The sequence below is a fragment of the Blastocatellia bacterium genome, from assembly GCA_016713405.1.
Lineage (GTDB): Bacteria > Acidobacteriota > Blastocatellia > Chloracidobacteriales > JADJPF01 > JADJPF01.
Map to the genome: position 1 here is coordinate 303742 of JADJPF010000001.1, position 18449 is coordinate 322190.

Here is an 18449-nt window from a genome sequence, read left to right on the forward strand (position 1 = left end):
CTTACCAATATTCGCTATCAAAAGACTGACGCTTAAACTCTTCTAGTCGCCGGAGCGTTCCGGGAGTCGTGCTAGTAGGTAAGTTATTTATAGGAAAAAAGCTTACTTCAGCAATTTCTAAGTTAGATTGTTTACTTTCTAGCGGTGAATTTTCCAAGACTTCAAAATCATTTATACAAAAAAGAGCAATATGGTCATTACGATTTTGATTAATATTTGAATAAACAGCACTTAGTTGAGCTTTTTTTACTTTTAATCCACATTCTTCTATAACTTCTCGACAAACGGCACTGTAAATCGTTTCTCCGCGATCAACTTTTCCACCAGGTAAATACCAACCTTGTGTGTAGGTATGACGAACTAATAACACTTTTTCTTGGTTAGTAATTAAGGCTCTTACCCCAAGGATTGTAGGCTCAAAGATTTTCCAATAAATTTGTCTTACACGATGAAAAGCTTGTATTACAGGTATTATTGCTTGCATAACTTAAGATTTTAGACTTATTTAGCCTTCAAGATAGCAAATCTTGTTAACGGCTTTTCTAAGCGTTCCTTTCTTGACGAATGGCGGATAGCTTCGTTAATTTTCTTATTCTACTATTCTAAAAATTTTATTTTGAGAGCAATTAATGATTTCCAGAAAAAAAACTGCCGTAGTTGATGTTGGTGGTCGTAAAGTCGGCGGCCAATATCCAATAGTCGTTCAATCAATGACAAATACTGATACAGAAGATGCTGAATCTACTGCAAAACAAGTAGCAGAATTAGCCCAAGCTGGTTCTGAACTTGTTCGCATCACAGTTAACACTAGAGAAGCAGCCGCAACTGTTCCAGCGATTTTGAAAAACTAGACAAAATGAATGTTTCTGTCCCAATAATTGGAGATTTTCATTTTAATGGGCATTTACTTCTAAAAAAATATCCTGAGTGCGCCAAACTCTTAGCTAAATATAGAATTAATCCTGGCAATGTAGGATTTGGAAAAAGGCATGATGACAATTTCCGCCAAATGATTGAAGTTGCAATTGAAAATGATAAACCTGTCCGAATAGGTGTAAACTGGGGATCGCTTGATCAAGCTTTACTAGCAAAAATGATGGATGATAACGGCAAGTTAGCAGAACCTAAATCAGCCGATGATGTGCTAATGGATGCAATGGTTGAAAGTGCTATCACTTCAGCAGAATTAGCAGAAAGCTACGGACTAGCACATAATAAAATTATCTTAAGCGCGAAAGTTTCAAATGTTCAATCCCTGTTAAAAGTCTACCGTAATTTATCAGCGCGTGGCGACTATCCTTTACATTTAGGTTTAACTGAAGCTGGAATGGGTAGTAAAGGAATTGTTGCTAGTTCAGCAGCTTTAGCAATTTTACTACAAGAAGGTATTGGAGATACTATCCGAGTTAGTTTAACTCCTCGTCCGGGTGGGGAACGAAGCGAAGAAGTTCTAGTAGCACAACAAATCTTGCAATCTTTAGGTATTCGTAACTTCCTACCTGCTGTTACTGCTTGTCCAGGTTGTGGACGAACTACTAGCACATTATTTCAAGAATTAGCTGAACAAATCCAAGATTATCTTAACCGCCAAATGAAAGAATGGAAGGCAACTTATCCAGGTGTAGAAACCTTAAGAGTTGCTGTAATGGGCTGTGTTGTTAATGGCCCGGGCGAGTCCAAACATGCTGACATAGGGATTTCTTTACCTGGAACAGGTGAAGAACCCCGCGCACCAGTCTTTGTTGATGGCAAATTATTTACTACACTACAAGGTAGTGATATTGCTAGCAATTTTATGACTATTGTAAATGACTATGTTGATTCTCATTACAATAAGTCTAGTAATGCAAATGTAGTAGAAGAATTTTTAGTTTAACAATTTAATTATTTAATAGGAGTAAATATGTCCAGTCCAGATGCAAATCATCATGATGCAGATTTAATGCTTAAATGTTATGACTTACGTCGTGAAGCAGTAATGCGAGATTCAAGAAATGCAGTAGCAAAGTTTTCCCACAAAAATATGAAGATATCGTAGCTGTGATGCAACCTGATCATCCAATGAATGCAGCTTTCCGACAAGTTGCTACTTATTGGGAAATGGTTTATAGCATGGTCAAACATGGGGTTGTTCATCCAGAATTTTTTGTTGAAAATAGTGTTGAAGGTTTATTTGTTTTTGCCAAAATAGAGCCTTATTTAGAACAAATCCGTAAAGATTTTAACCCCGCAGCTTTACAAAATGCTGAATGGGTAGCAAATAATACTGAAGCAGGTAAAGCTGCTATGGTAAGAATTAAAGCTTATATTCAAAAATTAGCACAACAAGCTAATAATCAATAGCTTAAGCTATTTAATCAACAAAATTAATTTATAAAATAAGCTTAGATAATTAATTACTTTATTAACTATCTAAGCTTAATTACTTTATAAAAATATAAATCCAAAATTAAATCCGTTCTCGCACTTGTCGTAAAGTTTCTCCGTTACTAACTTGTAAGCTTTTTGACTTAGGGCTTTCAATAGGTTGAGCTAAATAAATGCCTCTATGTCCACTAAATACATAAGCTAATATACAGGCAATGCCATAAGGAAGCGCAATTGCTCCGCCAAATAGCTCTATTCCCATCAATAAACAAGCTATAGGAGTATTAGCCGCAGCCCCAAACACAGCAACAAACCCTATAGCAGCAAACAATTCTGGGGTTCTCCCATTATTAGTCCAAGTGTATGTCCAAGTGTTGCACCAATAACAAACAGTGGTGTGACTTCACCGCCCTTAAATCCTGCTCCTAGTGTAATTGCTGTAAAAACTAGTTTAAGTATAAAAGCATATTTACTTATATAACCGCCTTCGGTTGAAGTGGTAAGCATTGGTAAGGAAAGACCTAAATAATCTTGAGAGCCTACTAGATAGGTTAGAGCAATAATTATGATACCGCCTATTACAGGACGAAGAGGAGGCCAAGAAATCCAGCGTTTAAAGCTATCTGAAATAGCATGAGTTAATTCTGAAAAAAGTAGTGCTACTAAACCAAAAGCTATACCCGCAATTGCTAGTTTTGCAAAAAGTAGTCCATTAAGTGTAACTGCTTCAGCATGTTTATAATGAGTATGTGCTACACCCCAGAGACTACAAATTACATCCCCAACAATTGAAGCTATTAAACAGGGTATAATTCCTTCATAGCGAATACGTCCAACAGATTGGACTTCCATACCAAATATTGCACCTGCTAAAGGAGTGCCAAACACGGCACCAAAACCAGCACTCATTCCAGCCATTAAAATAAGTCGTGTATCTTCTACGCTTAAAGACAAACGTTGTGCTAGCCAACTAGCTAATGATCCACCCATTTGAACGGCTGTTCCTTCACGTCCAGCAGAACCACCAAAAAGGTGTGTTAATACTGTAGAAAACAAAATCATAGGTGCCATTAGCAGCGGAACAACTTTTTTAGGTTGGTGGATGTTATCAAGTATTAAGTTATTACCTTTTTCAACCGCTTTGCCCCATTGATAATAAACATAACCAATTAAAAGACCGCAAAGCGGTAATAGCCAAAGCATCCAAGGGTGTGCAATACGAAACTCTGTAGCAGAGGAAAGCAAAGTAAGAAAAAGGGCTGAGGCACTGCCAGCTAAAATACCTACAACAGAAGCTAGTAAAGCCCATTTAACTGTACTAGCAGCTAATACAATATGCTCCCAAATATCCCAGCCTACAAAAGATTGTATAGTTTTAGAAAAACTTACTAAGTGTGGTGTACAAACTCTCTGTATTTTAGAAAATAGATCAGCCTTTTCAATATTTGTACATTCCTCAGTATCTTGATTTGATTTTGTAGTGTTAGCAGGATTCATCTTAGGGGTTTCCTCGTATCTAGTTTTATAACCTAGAAGCGAAGAATAGTTCTACATCACCTCTAGGGGGTTAATGTAGAAGCTATTAGCCGAAGCGGTTCGGAAAATAAGCTTATTTTCCAGGCGAGCCTCATCACCTATAAAATTGTTAGCTTAAAACCAAACTTTATGTTGCATTTTATGTTTTGTCAATGGAAGAAATTTATAGATTATCAACTATTTCTGACATTGCGGCTTCCTTAAAATTTTAGTTTAGGCGTAAAATCAAAGTTTAATTTTAGTGCTAGGTTTTGGAGTGTTAAATGTCTCGATTTAGACAGTTACTTGAAGATGATCGTGTACATGTTTTTGATGGTGCAATGGGAACAATGCTTTATGCAAAAGGTGTTTACATTAACCGTTGTTTTGATGAACTAAATCTTTCTAACCCAAAAATGGTCTTGGATGTTCATAAAGAATATATAAAAGCTGGGGCAGAAATTATTCAAACTAACTCTTTTGGTGCCAATCAAATAAAGCTAAATAAACATGGCTTAGATGATAAATTAGTTGAAATTAATCAAAAGGCTGCTCAAATTGCACGAGAAGCAGCAGGAGACAAAATTTGTGTTGCAGCAGCTATTGGGCCCTTAGGTATTCGTATTGAACCTTATGGGCCAACTTCAAGAGATGAGGCTAAAGAGCTTTTTAAACAACAAGTTAAGGCTTTGCTCTCTGTTGAAGGAGCGATAGACTGTTTTATTTTAGAAACCTTTAGCGACTTAAGCGAAATTAATCAAGCTATTAAAGCTATTAAAGAATTGTGTGATTTGCCAATTATTGCCCAAATGACAATCCAACCTTATGGCAAAACTGCTTTTGGTACTGCCCCAGAAACATTTACTAGTCAATTAGATAGCTGGGGTGTAGATGTAATTGGGATAAATTGTAGCGTTGGGCCTCAGGATAGTTTAGATGCTATTCAAATAATGACTACAGTAACTGATCGTAAACTGTCTGTTCAGCCTAATGCAGGGCTTCCACGCGAGGTAGACGGACGTAAAATGTATATGTGTTCGCCTGAATATATGGCTAAATATGCACGTCGATTTATTCAGGTAGGAGTAAAATTTATAGGCGGTTGCTGTGGTACTACACCGGAGCATATTAAGCTAATTGCTAATGCTGTAAAAGCTGCTACACCACAACGTGCAGTGGTAGCTTTTCCTCTAAATAAAGAGCAAGAAAATAAAACACAGATAGAAATAGTCCCTACGGAAAAACGCTCTAATTTTGCCCGTAAAATTGCTAATGGAAAATTTGTTACTTCAGTTGAAATTGTTCCAGCAAAAGGTTGTGATCCTGTAAAAATGTTGGAAAGCGTTGTAGAGCTAAGAAATGCTAAAGTAGATGCTGTTAATATTCCTGATGGCCCACGCGCACAAAGTCGAATGGGTGCTTTAGCTACAGCAATATTAATTCAGCAACAAGTACAGGGTATTGAACCAGTAGTTCATTATTGCTGCCGAGATCGTAATCTTTTAGGGATGATGTCGGATCTTTTAGGTGCTGCTGCATTGGGGATAAATAATCTACTTATTATTACTGGTGATCCTCCAAAAATGGGGCCATACCCAGAAGCAACTGCTGTTTTTGATGTTGACTCAATAGGGTTAACTAATATGGTAAGCAGCCTTAATCATGGTTTAGACCTAGGTAGTAATCCTATTGGTAAACCAACTTCCTTTTTTATAGGTGTTGGAGTTAATCCTTGTGCAATAGATTTAGATACGGAAATTCGCCGTTTTGAATGGAAAGTTGATGCAGGAGCGCAGTTTGCTGTTACACAACCAATTTTTGATTTAGCTCAATTTTTTAATTTTCTTAAAAGAATTGAACATTGCCATATTCCAATAATTGTTGGTATTTGGCCGTTGGTCTCTTATCGTAATGCAGAATTTTTAAGTAATGAAGTTCCTGGTATAAGTGTACCAACAAATATACTAGAAAGAATGCGTAAAGCTGAAGGGCCAGAAGCAGCAAGACAAGAAGGTTTAGCTATTGCACGGGAAATGCTTCAAGAGGTAAAGTCATCTGTTCAAGGTGTACAAGTTAGCGCACCTTTTGGACGTGTTGCTTATGCTTTAGATGTTTTTAGTGTTTTAGATTAAAGGTAATTTAGATTAATTGTTTTAATCTACGTTGTATCGCTTGCAACATTCTTGTAGGTATTCTTTAAAAGCAGAAACTAAATCTCTAAGCATAGTGAAGTCTTGTTGAATTGCAGCAATTTCAATACGTTTGCCTAAAATACTGATATGAGCAAACCCAAAGCTTTTTCCATGTCCATAAAGTTTATCGCCAATTTCAATTAAAACAGGGAAATTTCTTTCAGCTAAAGCTTTTTCTAATAAAACTAAATTTTCTTTTTCTGAAGCTAAATACCAAGGAATTAATTCCTTGATTAACTCATCTTCATTATCTTGTTCTTCAGCCATTTTTTTAGGTAAAAAAGGTAGCATTGATTACTTTCTCTAATACTGACTAAATACAGCGTAAACAAAGTAACTTAATATTTTTAAGTCTAAAGCCCCAACAGGGATGTGCATAGTCTTTTAATCTTGAGAAAAAACTTTGTTGCTTCTACAGGGCTTAGGATCAAAATACTAACACTTTTTATATTACGTCATACTAATACTATTATAGTAGGGTAGTTTCCTTATAATACTTACTTAGTTAAATAGTAACTAACCCTATTATTTTTAACTTTTATTTGTTGTTAGTGTTGCGATTGTAGGACAACACTAAACAGCAGTCAAACCTATTTGCTAGTCATTTATTAAAATTTCAATAAACACCCTTAAAATATAACAAAAATTCCTAACACATTATTTTTCTGATATTTGCTTTATCAATAATATAAAAAATAGTTAATTATTTACGATGTAAAATTATATTAATATTATTCAGAAAGATATTAATAAATAATGAATTTTTGTCACGTTATACTATATAACTATAACTAATTACAATATGTTACTAGACTTATGATTGATCGCTAGTAAAAGATCTTGTTAATTTATTGTAATCAAAAAAGTAATAAGTATTATCTTGAAAAGTAGATCAATAAATGTAATATACTATTTATAGTAGTAGTAAATAATTTCACCACTACTAATATTGCTAGTCGTGTCACTAACTAATAGTTAATTAATCAACCAACTTAAATCAATCTGGTTAACGAAAAATAAAGGAGAATTTATGAAAAAGATTTATTTCTTAATGGTATTTTTTGCAATTTGTGGTTACGTATTAAGCAGTAGTGTAGATAATGGTAGAACTAGTGCTGATAATCAATGTGAAGTAAGCTTTCATTTTGATGGACTACAAGCAATTGCTTTTGGTGATAGTAAACGTGTTAGTGATGGGATTTTGGATGTTCATCATCACACACCTAATATTGAGATTAAACAAGTTAAACAAGGTAAAGAAACTACTCTTTATAATATTAGGGCTAATGAACTAAAAGGAAAAGCTTTAACTATCAATGTGCCTAACAACCAATTGCAACCTATTAGATATTATTCCCCAGATATGAACAAAGACGTACAAGACTTTCGTTGGTGTTTAGATATTGAAAATGATTTGTTTCAAAAGCAGCTTTATTTAAGAGAAGATAAGCTATTTTGCAAGATTCATTTTCAAGTAGGGGAATTTTTTACTAATCAGTTAACAGATGATAAATACAAGTTTGTTGCAGGCAGCAAGCTACATTCATTTAATCGTCGTATTGGTGAACCTGCGGCAAGAGTGCAACTAGGTATTGGTAAGAATCTAGTTATTAATGGTTTAGATAAAGCCATTAGTTTGGCTTATGTTACTGGGGTTAGTTACAGGGTAAATATTACTAATTTACCACCTAAAGATATGATGAATATGGATCATTTTGCTTTTTATTATGATGTAGTTAAAACACCTACTACTCAATTTATGCCAGTAGCTAGTAAAAAAGTTGCTTTTGGGCCTAGACCTTATATTTGTGGTGCAGCGATTTTTGGTAAATCATCAATAAACTAGTCTTATTGGTTATTAGGATTGTATTTGCTGGGCAAGAAAGAAAGTAAAAAATTAGCATTTTCTTTTTTGCTTTCAGCCATACTTTGATGGGTTTTAGCAATAGCAAAATGTTCTTGTGCTTGTGCCTCTTTACCAGATTTTTCTAGTGCTATTGCTAGCCCCCGTTCTAATTGGGATATTTCTAAATCATTGTTGATTTTTAAATCCTTAATAATAGTCAAAGTTTCTTGATAAAGCTTAGTTGCTGTTTGTAAATCTCCTTGGTTTAGTTTGGTTTTTGCTTCATAGCCCAAGGTTATTGATAAAATTGCTAGTCTTGTATCTGTTTGCTCAATATTGTTAGCAGCTAGTTTTGCTTTTAAGTAAAAATCTTCTGCTTGTGAAAATTGATTAGATTCAGACAGAGTTAACCCCATAAATGTATATGACATTACTAGTAAATGGGGCTTTTTATGTTCTTCAGATAGCGTAATGGCTTGATTTAAATAGGTTTTAGATAATTCATCAAATTTATTATTAAAAGCCGCTACACCTGCCATTTGTAGCAAAGAAACTGTATAGTCAACATTATAACTTTTAGCATTAGCTAACACATCTTGAGCTACTTTTAAGGCTTGTTCGTTATCATCATTTTTTAAGTAAATTCCTGCTAGCGTCATACTAGAGCTAACAAAAAGCTCTGTTATCTCTAATTTTTTTCCAAGCTCTATTGTTTTATTAAATAGGTCTTGTGCTAGAGAAAAATCTGGAATTTCTACCAAACGCTTTGCTTGCCAAAGTGTAAAATAGCTTTCCAACATTAAATAATTGTTTTTTTGAGCAAAACTTAACCCTTCATTTATAGTAGTCTCCGCCTCATCATACTTAAAAGTTTTGACCTTTATTCTTGCTATTAAGATTTTTGCTTTGTGAGCATCAATTAAATCTCCATAAGAAGTAAAACTTTGAGCTATTTTTTCTAATTCCACTAAATTCTTATCATAATTATCATTAATAGGTTGTTCGGTTAGGGAAGATAACTTTTTGCGATTTTCAGCTAGTATTTTTATTGCTGAGTCAGGAACACTTTTATAATACTTAACCAAATCTATACCATAATTATCTTCATAGCGTAGTTTTATATCTTTAGCTATTATTTGAGCTTTTTCAGAAGATTCTTTATTGTTTGCCTTCAAATACTCATCAATAGCACTATCTAGCTGTTGATAAAGATTATTTTCCTTGGCGTTAACTATTAAATTTGAGGTTAAATCTGTTGAATTTTTAGCACCAACTTGTTTTGAAAAAGGTAAGTAAGCTTGCAATGCCGGATACTTAATGCCAAGACCTAGTAATATAAAACTACCTAGCATAAGAAATACTGCCATAGAAGTTGCTAGCATTAAGTAAGAATAAGTGCTTTTTGGGTAAATAGTCTTTTTATTGTATTCATTAGGTTTATTTGGTTGTTTAATGTTGTTTGTAGAAGTTTTATTAATATTTTTGATCTTGCTATCGTCAATTTGTTTTTCTTGGATCAAGTTTTTTACATCATTAAAAACTTCTTTTTTTACATTGTTAATAAAGTAATAAAAAAGGGGATCTGTTAAACATTTTAGTAATAAGGTCTTTTCGTCAATAGAAATAGGATGTTTAAACTGTAAAATTTCTTTTACATATGCAAGATTCATTTTACAGTCAATACAGTTTTGTAAGTGTTTGTCTAGTCTATCTTTATGGTCATTGGATAACTCACTTTTGATATACATTACAAACAAAGGAATATTTTCTGTTGTACAAATTGGTGTAAGAGGCTCTTCTTTACTATTATTTAATTTCATAATATTAATCCTTATTACTTACTTTGTTCTTATTGATAATGATACTAAGTTTAAAATAAAAAGTTAGTATCATTAATGAATTTTTAATGTTTATTAAATAAAACTATTATTCTTAATGAAATGGCTTACGACTATACCACATGATTATCATTAAACACTACTATTTTTTATGGCCTAGTCTGATAATATTAGGTTATGTTTTAATCTCTGTTTTCTTACAGGAAAATTAGCTTTGGGCTATTTGTAAGGTTTTAAGTTTTAATATCAAGGTTGTAACGCTTATACCTACCATTAACAAAATAAGATCTACTGCTAAATAATCAACTCTATAGATAGAAAAAATTAAAGACGGCCATAGAAAACAAATTGTAATGATTTTTCCTTTAAGCGGCATACCTCGTTTATCTTTGATATTACTAATATAATTGCCTAGGTATTTATGGCTAAGTAGCCAATTATGTAAGGTTTGAGAACCTCTAACATAACAAGCAGAAGCTAGAAGTAAAAATGGGGTTGTTGGTAAAAGTGGTAGAAATATCCCTAATACAGCAAGCCCTAAAAATATTGTTCCAAATATGTTTAATACAACTCTTATAAACATTTTAAGCTCCATAGGATTTGCAGAAATTTAAGAGAGTTGTTGTAATAATAAAATAACTTGTAAGCTTCAAACAAGATTGCTATAGGTCTTTTGAGCGGTGGTAGTGATATAAATATAAGGCTGAATGGTTATTGAAAATTTCCTAGAAAACAAGTTGTAGACAAAATGAATTATTCTTTAACATTACATTTTGCACATTACCAAACCCTAGGCTACAATTACGTCGTATCTTCGGCAGTCAAAAGTTTAATTTCTACTGACTTAACTTTGTTTACGCTATAATAAAATAAAAAATTTTAATGAATGAAAAATATAAGCAACTCTATTTTACAGAATATTTAACAGGAATAGAGCTTTTTAATCAAAGAAAATATTGGGAAGCACATGAGGCTTGGGAAGAAATTTGGAAACACTCTAAAGGGGATGAAAAGCTTTTTTATCAAGGGTTAATCCAAGCAGCAGCAGCACTACTTCATTATGAGCGAAATAATACACGTGGCGCACATCTTTGTATTAACAATGCACTTAAAAAACTAGAAAATCTCCCTACTCCTTATATGTCATTAGAATTACTAGGTTTATGTAAAAGCTTACGAACTTTTCTTGCTGATGTGATAGAAAACGGCGAAACTATGTTAAGCAGAAATATTGGTTTACCACATCCAATCATTGTTTTAGAGGAGTAAATTGCTTTGCTATTGCAAAAGCTAGCTAGTCTTTTAACTGAAGACCAAATTGGCAGTTATCAACATAAATTAAAATATCTTCAGAATAAAACTCTACCAATAGTTTATCCCCATTCTATTGAACAGCTTGCAGAAGTTTTATTGTTAGCAAATAAGGAAAAATTAATGGTTTTACCAATAGGAGGAGGTACTAAACTAAAAATAGGTAATCCTCCAGCTAAGGCAGATTTTTTTCTATCTACCAAAAAGCTAAATCAAATCTTAATTCACGAAAGCGCAGACCTTACAACTACTGTTCAAGCTGGAACAACATTTGCTGATTTTCAAAATTGCTTAAACCAACATAATCAATATTTACCCTTAGATCCACCTTTTGCTAAACAAGCTACAGTTGGAGGAGTTATTGTTACTAATAGCTATGGCCCAACACGCCTAGCTAATGGAACTATCAAGGATTGGTTAATAGGAATCAAAGTTGTAGGTGCTGATGGATCAATTTCTAAAGCAGGTGGAAAAGTAGTAAAAAACGTTGCTGGCTATGACTTAATGAAACTCTATACAGGTAGCTTTGGGACGCTAGCTATTATTGTTGAAGCTAGCTTTAAGCTACGACCTAAGCCATTAGATAAAGCTATTATCTTGGGTGAATTTACTTCTAGTAATTTAGCTGTAGCAATAAATAATCTGTTAAGCAGCCAATTACAACCCATTGCTTTAGAATTACTTAACCAACAAATAGCAAAGCTTTATTTTCCTCAAATACAGATAAAAGAAAACCACTCACTTTTAATTGCTCAATTTGCTGGCTCAACAAATGCTATTAAATACCAACAAGAAACGCTTTCTACATTTTGGAAAAATTTAACAAAAGAAATTATTACGATATATCAGTCTGATAAAGATTATCTTAGCTGGCAAAAATTGGTAGACTTTGCAGAAGAGCCAAATATTTTTGGTCAATTTCAAGTTGCTGTATTGCCTTCCCAAGTGTTAGGGCTAGTTAGTGAAATTACTAAAACACTAAATTTAGTAACAAAAGATTATTATTTATTAGTTCAACCAGGAAAAGGAACTATTCAGGGATTTTTTGATCAAAATTTTATTAATAATTTTATTATCAATGATTTAGATAACTTAGATGAAACTACAGCCTATAAACTAGGCGAGTTAGTTGCAGCACTTAGTCAGATAAGAAATTTTACTGAAAAAATTGGAGGACATTTAATTTTAATGGATGATGCTTTTATTGGACTATTAGATACTTGGGGAACACCTCCTGCTAGTGTTATGCTAATGAAAACAATAAAAAACAAATTAGACTCATTAAATATACTTAATCCTGGTAGATTTGTTGGAGGAATTTAACCACTATGTTATTAAAACTTATAGTTTTAACTTTATCATTAAGTATTTCTGTTAGTGCTTTAACTTTACCTAATTTAGCTAGTACAACTAATAAAATAAGTTCAACAGGTTTTCAGCAAGAAGAATTTAATTATAAGGAGATGCAAAAACAGGCAACAAAGACATCTTCTGGACTTAAGTATATTGATTTAGTGGAAGGCAAAGGAGCTAGTCCAGCTAGGGGCAAAGTAATAATTATTAAATATACAGTAAGATTAACTAGTGGTAAAGTAGTAGAAACTTCAGAAGATCGCAGTGAAAATTTTAGTTTTCGTTTAGGGTTAAGACAAGTAATTAAAGGGTTAGAGGAAGGTGTTACAACAATGAAAGTAGGCGGAAAACGCCGGCTAATTATCCCTCCAGTTTTAGGTTATGGTGAACAGGGAAGTCCCGGTGGAATACCACCTAATACAACACTTATATTTGATGTTGAATTGCTTAATATAGAACTTTAGTTATGAAAACTTAGGATTAATTATGCAATATAGATTTATGGCGTTAGTATTAAAACTACTGGTAATGATTCTACATCGAGTTACTTACAGCAATTTCAAAGATGATCCTCAGTGGGAATATTACACAGAAAACTTAAAATATGAAGTAGATAAATTTACTAAAGATAGTGAAGAAAAAAGTTAATAAAAAACTAGTAAATATAAAAATATGACTAATGTAGAAAATTTCTTTCAACTAGATAGTCAAGGCTTGAACTACTTGCAAATAGTGTGGAGGGAGTTATTAGCTAATTATGGAATTCAAGAAGAAATTGCCAACAAATATCTTAAAGAAATACTAGAAAAATATTCAGAAAAAAAGCGATTTTATCATAATTTAAGTCATATACAAGCTTTGTTAAAATCGGCAGTAAAATTAAAAGATTATTTTCAAGATTATAACTCGGTACGTCTAGCAATTTGGTTTCATGACATAATTTACAACACAAAAAAAAGTAGTAATGAAGAAAAAAGTGCAGAACTTGCAGTAAAGGTTTTAACAGAATTAAATATTCCTGTTGCTACCATAAATTTAGTAGAAAAAATGATAATTGCTACTAAAACCCATAATATCAATGGATTAAATGAAGATGGAAAAATATTTTTAGACCTAGATTTATCAATTTTAGGAGCTAGTCCAGAAATTTATCAGCAATATCATCAAGCAATTAGAAAAGAATATTCTTGGGTGCCTTGGTTTTTATATCGTCGTAGTCGCAAAAGCATACTTAGTGGCTTTTTGGCACGAGAACATATCTTTTTTACTAGTGAACTGGCAAAATTAGAGCAGATAGCAAGGCAAAATATTAGTGAAGAAATAGTATTTCTTTCAAAATAAAGTAAAAATTATTAAGGACTTTTAAATGTATGACAAAAGATACTTTGCGTTTAGAGACAAAAATTATTCATGCTGGTGAGCCAGAACCTAGAATTGATGGCGCGGTAAGTATGCCAATTTTTCAAACAGCTATGTTTGAATATGAAGGAGAAAATAGCTACCACGATATTAGATATATAAGACTTAATAATTCACCAAATCACATTGCAGTGAGCAAAAAAATTGCTGCATTAGAAAATGGTGAAGCCGCTCAAGTGGCTGCTAGTGGTATGGCTGCAATTACTACTGCACTTTTAGCTGTATTAAAAGCAGGTGATCATCTTTTAGCTCAAAATTGTCTCTATGGTGGAACACATGACTTTGTTAGTAAAGATTTAGAAAGTTTTGGTATTTCCTATGACTTTATTGATGGAACTGATCCCAATAGTTGGGCAGCTAAACTAAAGCCTAATACAAAAGCAATTTATGTAGAATCTATTACTAATCCACTACTACAAGTAGCAGATCTAAAAGCTATAGTTGAATTTGCTCGTAAAAATAATTTAATTTCCTTAATTGATAATACTTTTGCTTCTCCAGTTAATTTTCAAGCTTCAGAATTTGGTTTTGATTTAACATTACATAGCTGTACTAAATACTTAAATGGACATTCTGATATAGTTGCTGGTGCTGTTGTGGGTTCAGCCAAGTTAGTAGAAAAATTTACTCATAAACTTAATCATTTAGGTGGTAGTCTAGACCCACACGCGGCTTATTTGCTTCATAGAGGAATAAAAACTGTTGCTCTAAGAGTTAGATGTCAAAATGAGAGTGCATTAAAGATAGCTGAATTTTTAAGTACTCATCCAAAAGTAGCAAAAGTTAATTATCCTGGTTTAGAAACACACCCAGAACACAAACGAGCAAGAGAACTTTTTGATGGTTTTGGTGGGATGATAAGCTTTGAATTAAAAGGTGATCAGGCAACAACATTAAACTTTATTAAAAACTTAACAATCCCTCTTAAAGCTCCAAGTTTAGGCGGGGTAGAAACTTTAATAAGCCAACCTGCTTTTACTTCTCATGCTGGAATAGCGCAAAACGAACGTGAAAAAATAGGAATTACTAATACATTAATTCGCCTCTCTGTTGGTATTGAAGCAACTGAAGATTTAATTGCAGATTTTGAGCAAGCTTTAGCTAAGTAACATTTGGTAACTTTATGGTTGATAAAGATAATTCACCTGTAATGCTTTATGATGGTGTTTGTGGTTTTTGTAACCAAACAGTACAAACAATCATTAAGATAGATAAAAAGGGAAAAATACTCTTTGCACCCTTACAAAGTGAATTTGGTAAAGCAGTTATGCTACGTCATCCAGAACTGGTTCAAATAGATTCAGTTATCTTACTAGAACGACTTTCCGATAACTCAGAGCGAATATTAGTTCGCTCTGAAGCTATAATTACAATAGCAAAACACATTGGAGGAATTTGGCAACTTGCTCAATTAACTAGTATAGTTCCTAGAGCATTAAGAGATTTTTTTTATGATCTATTTGCTAAGAATCGCTATAAAGTTTTTGGCAAATATGACAGTTGTATGATACCTACCCCAGAAATTCGCGCTCGGTTTATAGATATGGCTTAAATAATTAATGAAGTAATTTTTTAGTTGTATGCAAATAAGAAAGATAGTTTATTTTTAGTAGGTGATATTTTAGGAATAATAGGTTAATTAAATAGGTTGTTCTTCCAGTTTTTCTAATGGAAATAAACTAATAGTCTTAATGTTAAATGGAATATAGATAGTAAAATTATATTTTGCTAGTAAACTAAAATTATTTCTGGCTAATTTTCAAAAATTTTGCTAATTAATAAACAGACTTAAGCTTTTAATTTGTTGGAAAATAGGGAGTTTTCCTAAAATGGTAAAGTGTTCCAATCCTCGTTGCGTTGATACTAGGGTGACATCTACGGAACGTTGTTCAAATTGTCGGTCATTATTTGCAGGTAAAGTATTACGTAATAGATATAAAGTAGACCGAATGATTGGCAAAGGGGGGTTTGGAATTACTTATTTAGTAGAAGATAGAGATTGTTTTGGGGAATATAGAGTATTAAAAGAACTCTTTCCACATGTTACAGATAATATTGAGGATGCAGAAGAAGATCCATCCGTTACAGCCGAACGACTTTTCCAGCGTGAAGCAAAGGTTTTACTAAGCTTACAACATCCTGGGATCCCAAAACTTTATGCTTATTTTACTGATAGCGGGTATTCATACTTAGTACAAGATTGGATTCCAGGCCAAACTCTTTATGATGAATTAAAATCACGTAAAAGAACTTTTGGGGAACAAGATGTTTGTACTATTTTGGTAGAACTAGCGGACATTTTAGAGTATTTACATGGTCATAACCCTCCAATTATTCATAGAGATATAAAACCTCAAAACTTAATGCGTCATGATAATGGCAAAATACAGTTAATAGATTTTGGAGCAGTTTATCAATCTACAAATATAAAAAGTAATATACAAACATTAATTGGCTCGCCAGGTTATGCACCACCAGAGCAAATAATAGGTTCACCTGTGCCACAAAGCGATCTTTATGCTGCTGGTGCTACAATACTTTATTTATTGACAGGGATTCATCCTAGTAAAATGTTTAACCATACGACTAAACATATGGAATGGGAATCCCATACACAAGTAAGTTGGGAATTAGCCGAGCTTTTAACTGAAATGTTGCTAGTAGATTTAAGTAAGAGATTAAAAAGTGCTACAGAGCTAAAGCGTAGGCTACAAAAAATTGTTACTCAATATGGCAAGCGATCCAATGCTTTTGTTTCAGAATTTATTAATACTAAAGTTTTATCAGAGCAAAACAATGTAGTAAATAAATTAGAAGATATAGCTGAAAAGACTAAAAGCCCTACTGCCGAAGAACAAAAACCCCTTTCATTACCAACTCCAAAAAATTATGTTCCTCCAGTAGAAACTTGGACATCTCCTATTAGCGAAAATTCTGGAGCAATGGAATCACAATTTGATAGTACGGGTGATGGCCCACCAGATGAGGGAGGCAATTTTTATGATATGCCTTTCCCATTTTTGCTAAGACGTATTTATAGAGAGCGTTTAAGCGGTAGGCTCACTTGTCTTAATACAAATACTACTAAAACACTTTATTTTGACCAAGGTGCTATTGTTTATGCTAAAAGTAATTTGCCCGAAGATGGATTTGGCGAAACAATGGTTAGAATAGGACGCATTGACCAAAAAACTTTTAGCCAAGTTTCTCAATTAGTTAAAGAAAAAAACTTACGCTTTGGCGCAGCTTTAATTAAAGGTGGCTGGATTTCTCCAGAACAATTAAAAGATTTAATTTCAGAACAATTTTGTAGTATTACTTACTCGCTTTTTACATGGGAAAATGGACGTTATGAAATTTATAGAGAAGCAGCTAGAAAAAGCTCAATAAAAGTTTCACTCTCTACAGCAGATATTATTTTTGAAGGACTAAGACGAATCCAAAACATTGATTTAGTAAAAAAATGGCTAGGTGATTTTCGTTGGAAACTTTGTGTAACAAAAGATCCTTTTTTACTCTACCAATCAATAAGCCTTAACCCTAAAGAAGCTTTTATTGTTTCGCGTATTGAAAATGCTCGCTCAATAGAAGAAATTCTTTCTATGGGTGGACTTCCTGAAGATGAAACCATTAGGACACTTTGCGGTTTAGTAGCTGTTGGGCTATTAGAATGGGTTAAAGAAGAACAACCTGTTCAACAAGATGAAGAGGCGATGTCAATTTCTCAAATAATAGTTAACCATAAACTAAAAACACCTGCTTTTGATATGCAAAGCGCGGCAAATTTTTGTTATGAAGTAGAGAAAATAAATACTACTTTAGATAGTATGAATCATTATGCTTTATTAGGTATTTCTAGAAGTGCTACAGAGGAAGAAGTTAGACGTGCTTACGCAGAACAGTCACAGAAATTTCACCCAGATAATAACGCTCAATTAGCTAAATATAACATTAGTTTACACAATGATTTAGAGAAGATTTTTACCCGTATTTCTGAGGCTTATCGAGTGTTAATCAATCTAACTACTCGACAAAACTATGATCGTAGTTTTAGGACTACTAGTTCAAATGCTAAAGCTACACTTCCAAATGATGCAAGAAACGACAAAGTTTACCAACCTGCTAGAGTAGAAAATAGAGCTAGTAATAATGCTAATAACTTGGCTAATTCCAAAGTTGATAGATATCCTAAAAGTAATTTTTCTAATCGAACATCAGAACCCTATCAAAATAGGACTGCAACCCCACAACAAAATCTGGCTGCTCAAAGTATGTTTGAAAAGGGGATTAAATACTTTCAAGCTTATGAATATAAACAAGCCTATTATGCTTTTCAGGCTGCTGTAGATGTAGCCCCACAACATGCAGAATACCGAGTATTTTTAGCTCGTACTTTGCTTCATCTTAATGAACAAACTAAAGCAAAAGAACAATTTAGCAAAGCTATTGAACTTGAGCCAAAAAATGCAGATTACTATGTAGAGTTTGGATTACTTTATCAAAGGATGAATATGCCAAAACAAGCTTATTTACTGTTTGATAAAGCTTTGGAAATTATGCCAGGACACCTTTTAGCAAAACGTGCTAAAGAAGCTTTAAGACCATAGG

Annotated in this window: 15 protein-coding genes and 2 pseudogenes; 12 read left to right on the forward strand and 5 right to left on the reverse strand. The window is 33.1% G+C overall.

Features of this window, described 5'->3' with window-relative positions:
- Window position 1: 1 nt before the first annotated feature.
- Complete coding sequence (locus IPK14_01285) at window positions 2-484, reverse strand: NUDIX domain-containing protein (protein MBK7992072.1); 483 nt, start codon at window positions 482-484, stop codon at window positions 2-4.
- Window positions 485-629: 145 nt separating this feature from the next.
- On the opposite strand from IPK14_01285, the pseudogene ispG reads away from it, so the two are divergent.
- Both ispG and IPK14_01295 read left to right on the forward strand, forming a co-directional pair.
- Window positions 630-1876 (forward strand): annotated as a pseudogene (gene ispG, locus IPK14_01290) (flavodoxin-dependent (E)-4-hydroxy-3-methylbut-2-enyl-diphosphate synthase).
- Between the two features lie 164 nt (window positions 1877-2040).
- On the forward strand, window positions 2041-2343 hold the full coding sequence (locus tag IPK14_01295) for a hypothetical protein (GenBank protein MBK7992073.1): 303 nt from the start codon (window positions 2041-2043) through the stop codon (window positions 2341-2343).
- A 106-nt stretch (window positions 2344-2449) separates the two neighbouring features.
- Here the strand turns inward: IPK14_01295 and IPK14_01300 are convergent.
- A pseudogene (locus IPK14_01300) lies at window positions 2450-3864 on the reverse strand (voltage-gated chloride channel family protein).
- A gap of 302 nt (window positions 3865-4166) precedes the next feature.
- Between IPK14_01300 and IPK14_01305 the strand changes: the two are divergent.
- Window positions 4167-6014 carry a bifunctional homocysteine S-methyltransferase/methylenetetrahydrofolate reductase gene (locus IPK14_01305; protein ID MBK7992074.1) on the forward strand — a complete coding sequence of 616 codons (1848 nt, stop codon included), beginning with the start codon at window positions 4167-4169 and terminating at the stop codon, window positions 6012-6014.
- A 21-nt stretch (window positions 6015-6035) separates the two neighbouring features.
- On the opposite strand, the gene IPK14_01310 is transcribed toward IPK14_01305, so the two are convergent.
- Window positions 6036-6365 carry a hypothetical protein gene (locus IPK14_01310; protein ID MBK7992075.1) on the reverse strand — a complete coding sequence of 110 codons (330 nt, stop codon included), beginning with the start codon at window positions 6363-6365 and terminating at the stop codon, window positions 6036-6038.
- 739 nt (window positions 6366-7104) lie between these two features.
- On the opposite strand from IPK14_01310, the gene IPK14_01315 reads away from it, so the two are divergent.
- On the forward strand, window positions 7105-7920 hold the full coding sequence (locus IPK14_01315) for a hypothetical protein (GenBank protein MBK7992076.1): 816 nt from the start codon (window positions 7105-7107) through the stop codon (window positions 7918-7920).
- A 2-nt stretch (window positions 7921-7922) separates the two neighbouring features.
- Here IPK14_01315 and IPK14_01320 read toward each other — a convergent pair whose 3' ends face one another.
- On the reverse strand, window positions 7923-9740 hold the full coding sequence (locus tag IPK14_01320) for a hypothetical protein (GenBank protein MBK7992077.1): 1818 nt from the start codon (window positions 9738-9740) through the stop codon (window positions 7923-7925).
- Window positions 9741-9966: 226 nt separating this feature from the next.
- Window positions 9967-10353: a YbaN family protein gene (locus IPK14_01325; protein ID MBK7992078.1), complete on the reverse strand. Its 387-nt coding sequence runs from the start codon at window positions 10351-10353 to the stop codon at window positions 9967-9969.
- Between the two features lie 287 nt (window positions 10354-10640).
- Between IPK14_01325 and IPK14_01330 the strand changes: the two genes are divergently transcribed.
- From IPK14_01330 to IPK14_01365, 8 genes are all read left to right on the forward strand, one after another.
- Entirely contained in the window at window positions 10641-11027 is a 387-nt protein-coding gene (locus IPK14_01330; GenBank protein ID MBK7992079.1) for a DUF309 domain-containing protein, read from the forward strand.
- Window positions 11028-11033: 6 nt separating this feature from the next.
- Window positions 11034-12392 carry an FAD-binding oxidoreductase gene (locus tag IPK14_01335; protein ID MBK7992080.1) on the forward strand — a complete coding sequence of 453 codons (1359 nt, stop codon included), beginning with the start codon at window positions 11034-11036 and terminating at the stop codon, window positions 12390-12392.
- A gap of 5 nt (window positions 12393-12397) precedes the next feature.
- Entirely contained in the window at window positions 12398-12886 is a 489-nt protein-coding gene (locus tag IPK14_01340) for an FKBP-type peptidyl-prolyl cis-trans isomerase (protein MBK7992081.1), read from the forward strand.
- A 22-nt stretch (window positions 12887-12908) separates the two neighbouring features.
- Window positions 12909-13070: a hypothetical protein gene (locus IPK14_01345; protein ID MBK7992082.1), complete on the forward strand. Its 162-nt coding sequence runs from the start codon at window positions 12909-12911 to the stop codon at window positions 13068-13070.
- 24 nt (window positions 13071-13094) lie between these two features.
- Entirely contained in the window at window positions 13095-13763 is a 669-nt protein-coding gene (locus IPK14_01350; GenBank protein ID MBK7992083.1) for a hypothetical protein, read from the forward strand.
- A 29-nt stretch (window positions 13764-13792) separates the two neighbouring features.
- Entirely contained in the window at window positions 13793-14950 is a 1158-nt protein-coding gene (locus tag IPK14_01355; protein MBK7992084.1) for an aminotransferase class I/II-fold pyridoxal phosphate-dependent enzyme, read from the forward strand.
- A gap of 14 nt (window positions 14951-14964) precedes the next feature.
- Window positions 14965-15393 (forward strand): DUF393 domain-containing protein, encoded by a 429-nt coding sequence (locus IPK14_01360; GenBank protein ID MBK7992085.1) that lies wholly within the window; start codon window positions 14965-14967, stop codon window positions 15391-15393.
- Window positions 15394-15670: 277 nt separating this feature from the next.
- Entirely contained in the window at window positions 15671-18448 is a 2778-nt protein-coding gene (locus IPK14_01365; GenBank protein MBK7992086.1) for a protein kinase, read from the forward strand.
- Window position 18449: the final 1 nt, after the last annotated feature.

Excerpts from the sequence above, each read along its gene's own strand:
- IPK14_01340 (MBK7992081.1), top strand. The coding sequence starts at position 12,398 with ATGTTATTAAAACTTATAGTTTTAACTTTATCATTAAGTATTTCTGTT.
- IPK14_01285 (MBK7992072.1), bottom strand. The coding sequence starts at position 484 with ATGCAAGCAATAATACCTGTAATACAAGCTTTTCATCGTGTAAGACAA.
- IPK14_01365 (MBK7992086.1), top strand. The coding sequence starts at position 15,671 with ATGGTAAAGTGTTCCAATCCTCGTTGCGTTGATACTAGGGTGACATCT.
- IPK14_01345 (MBK7992082.1), top strand. The coding sequence starts at position 12,909 with ATGCAATATAGATTTATGGCGTTAGTATTAAAACTACTGGTAATGATT.
- IPK14_01330 (MBK7992079.1), top strand. The coding sequence starts at position 10,641 with ATGAATGAAAAATATAAGCAACTCTATTTTACAGAATATTTAACAGGA.
- IPK14_01360 (MBK7992085.1), top strand. The coding sequence starts at position 14,965 with ATGGTTGATAAAGATAATTCACCTGTAATGCTTTATGATGGTGTTTGT.
- IPK14_01310 (MBK7992075.1), bottom strand. The coding sequence starts at position 6,365 with ATGCTACCTTTTTTACCTAAAAAAATGGCTGAAGAACAAGATAATGAA.
- IPK14_01350 (MBK7992083.1), top strand. The coding sequence starts at position 13,095 with ATGACTAATGTAGAAAATTTCTTTCAACTAGATAGTCAAGGCTTGAAC.
- IPK14_01355 (MBK7992084.1), top strand. The coding sequence starts at position 13,793 with ATGACAAAAGATACTTTGCGTTTAGAGACAAAAATTATTCATGCTGGT.
- IPK14_01320 (MBK7992077.1), bottom strand. The coding sequence starts at position 9,740 with ATGAAATTAAATAATAGTAAAGAAGAGCCTCTTACACCAATTTGTACA.
- IPK14_01325 (MBK7992078.1), bottom strand. The coding sequence starts at position 10,353 with ATGGAGCTTAAAATGTTTATAAGAGTTGTATTAAACATATTTGGAACA.
- IPK14_01305 (MBK7992074.1), top strand. The coding sequence starts at position 4,167 with ATGTCTCGATTTAGACAGTTACTTGAAGATGATCGTGTACATGTTTTT.
- IPK14_01315 (MBK7992076.1), top strand. The coding sequence starts at position 7,105 with ATGAAAAAGATTTATTTCTTAATGGTATTTTTTGCAATTTGTGGTTAC.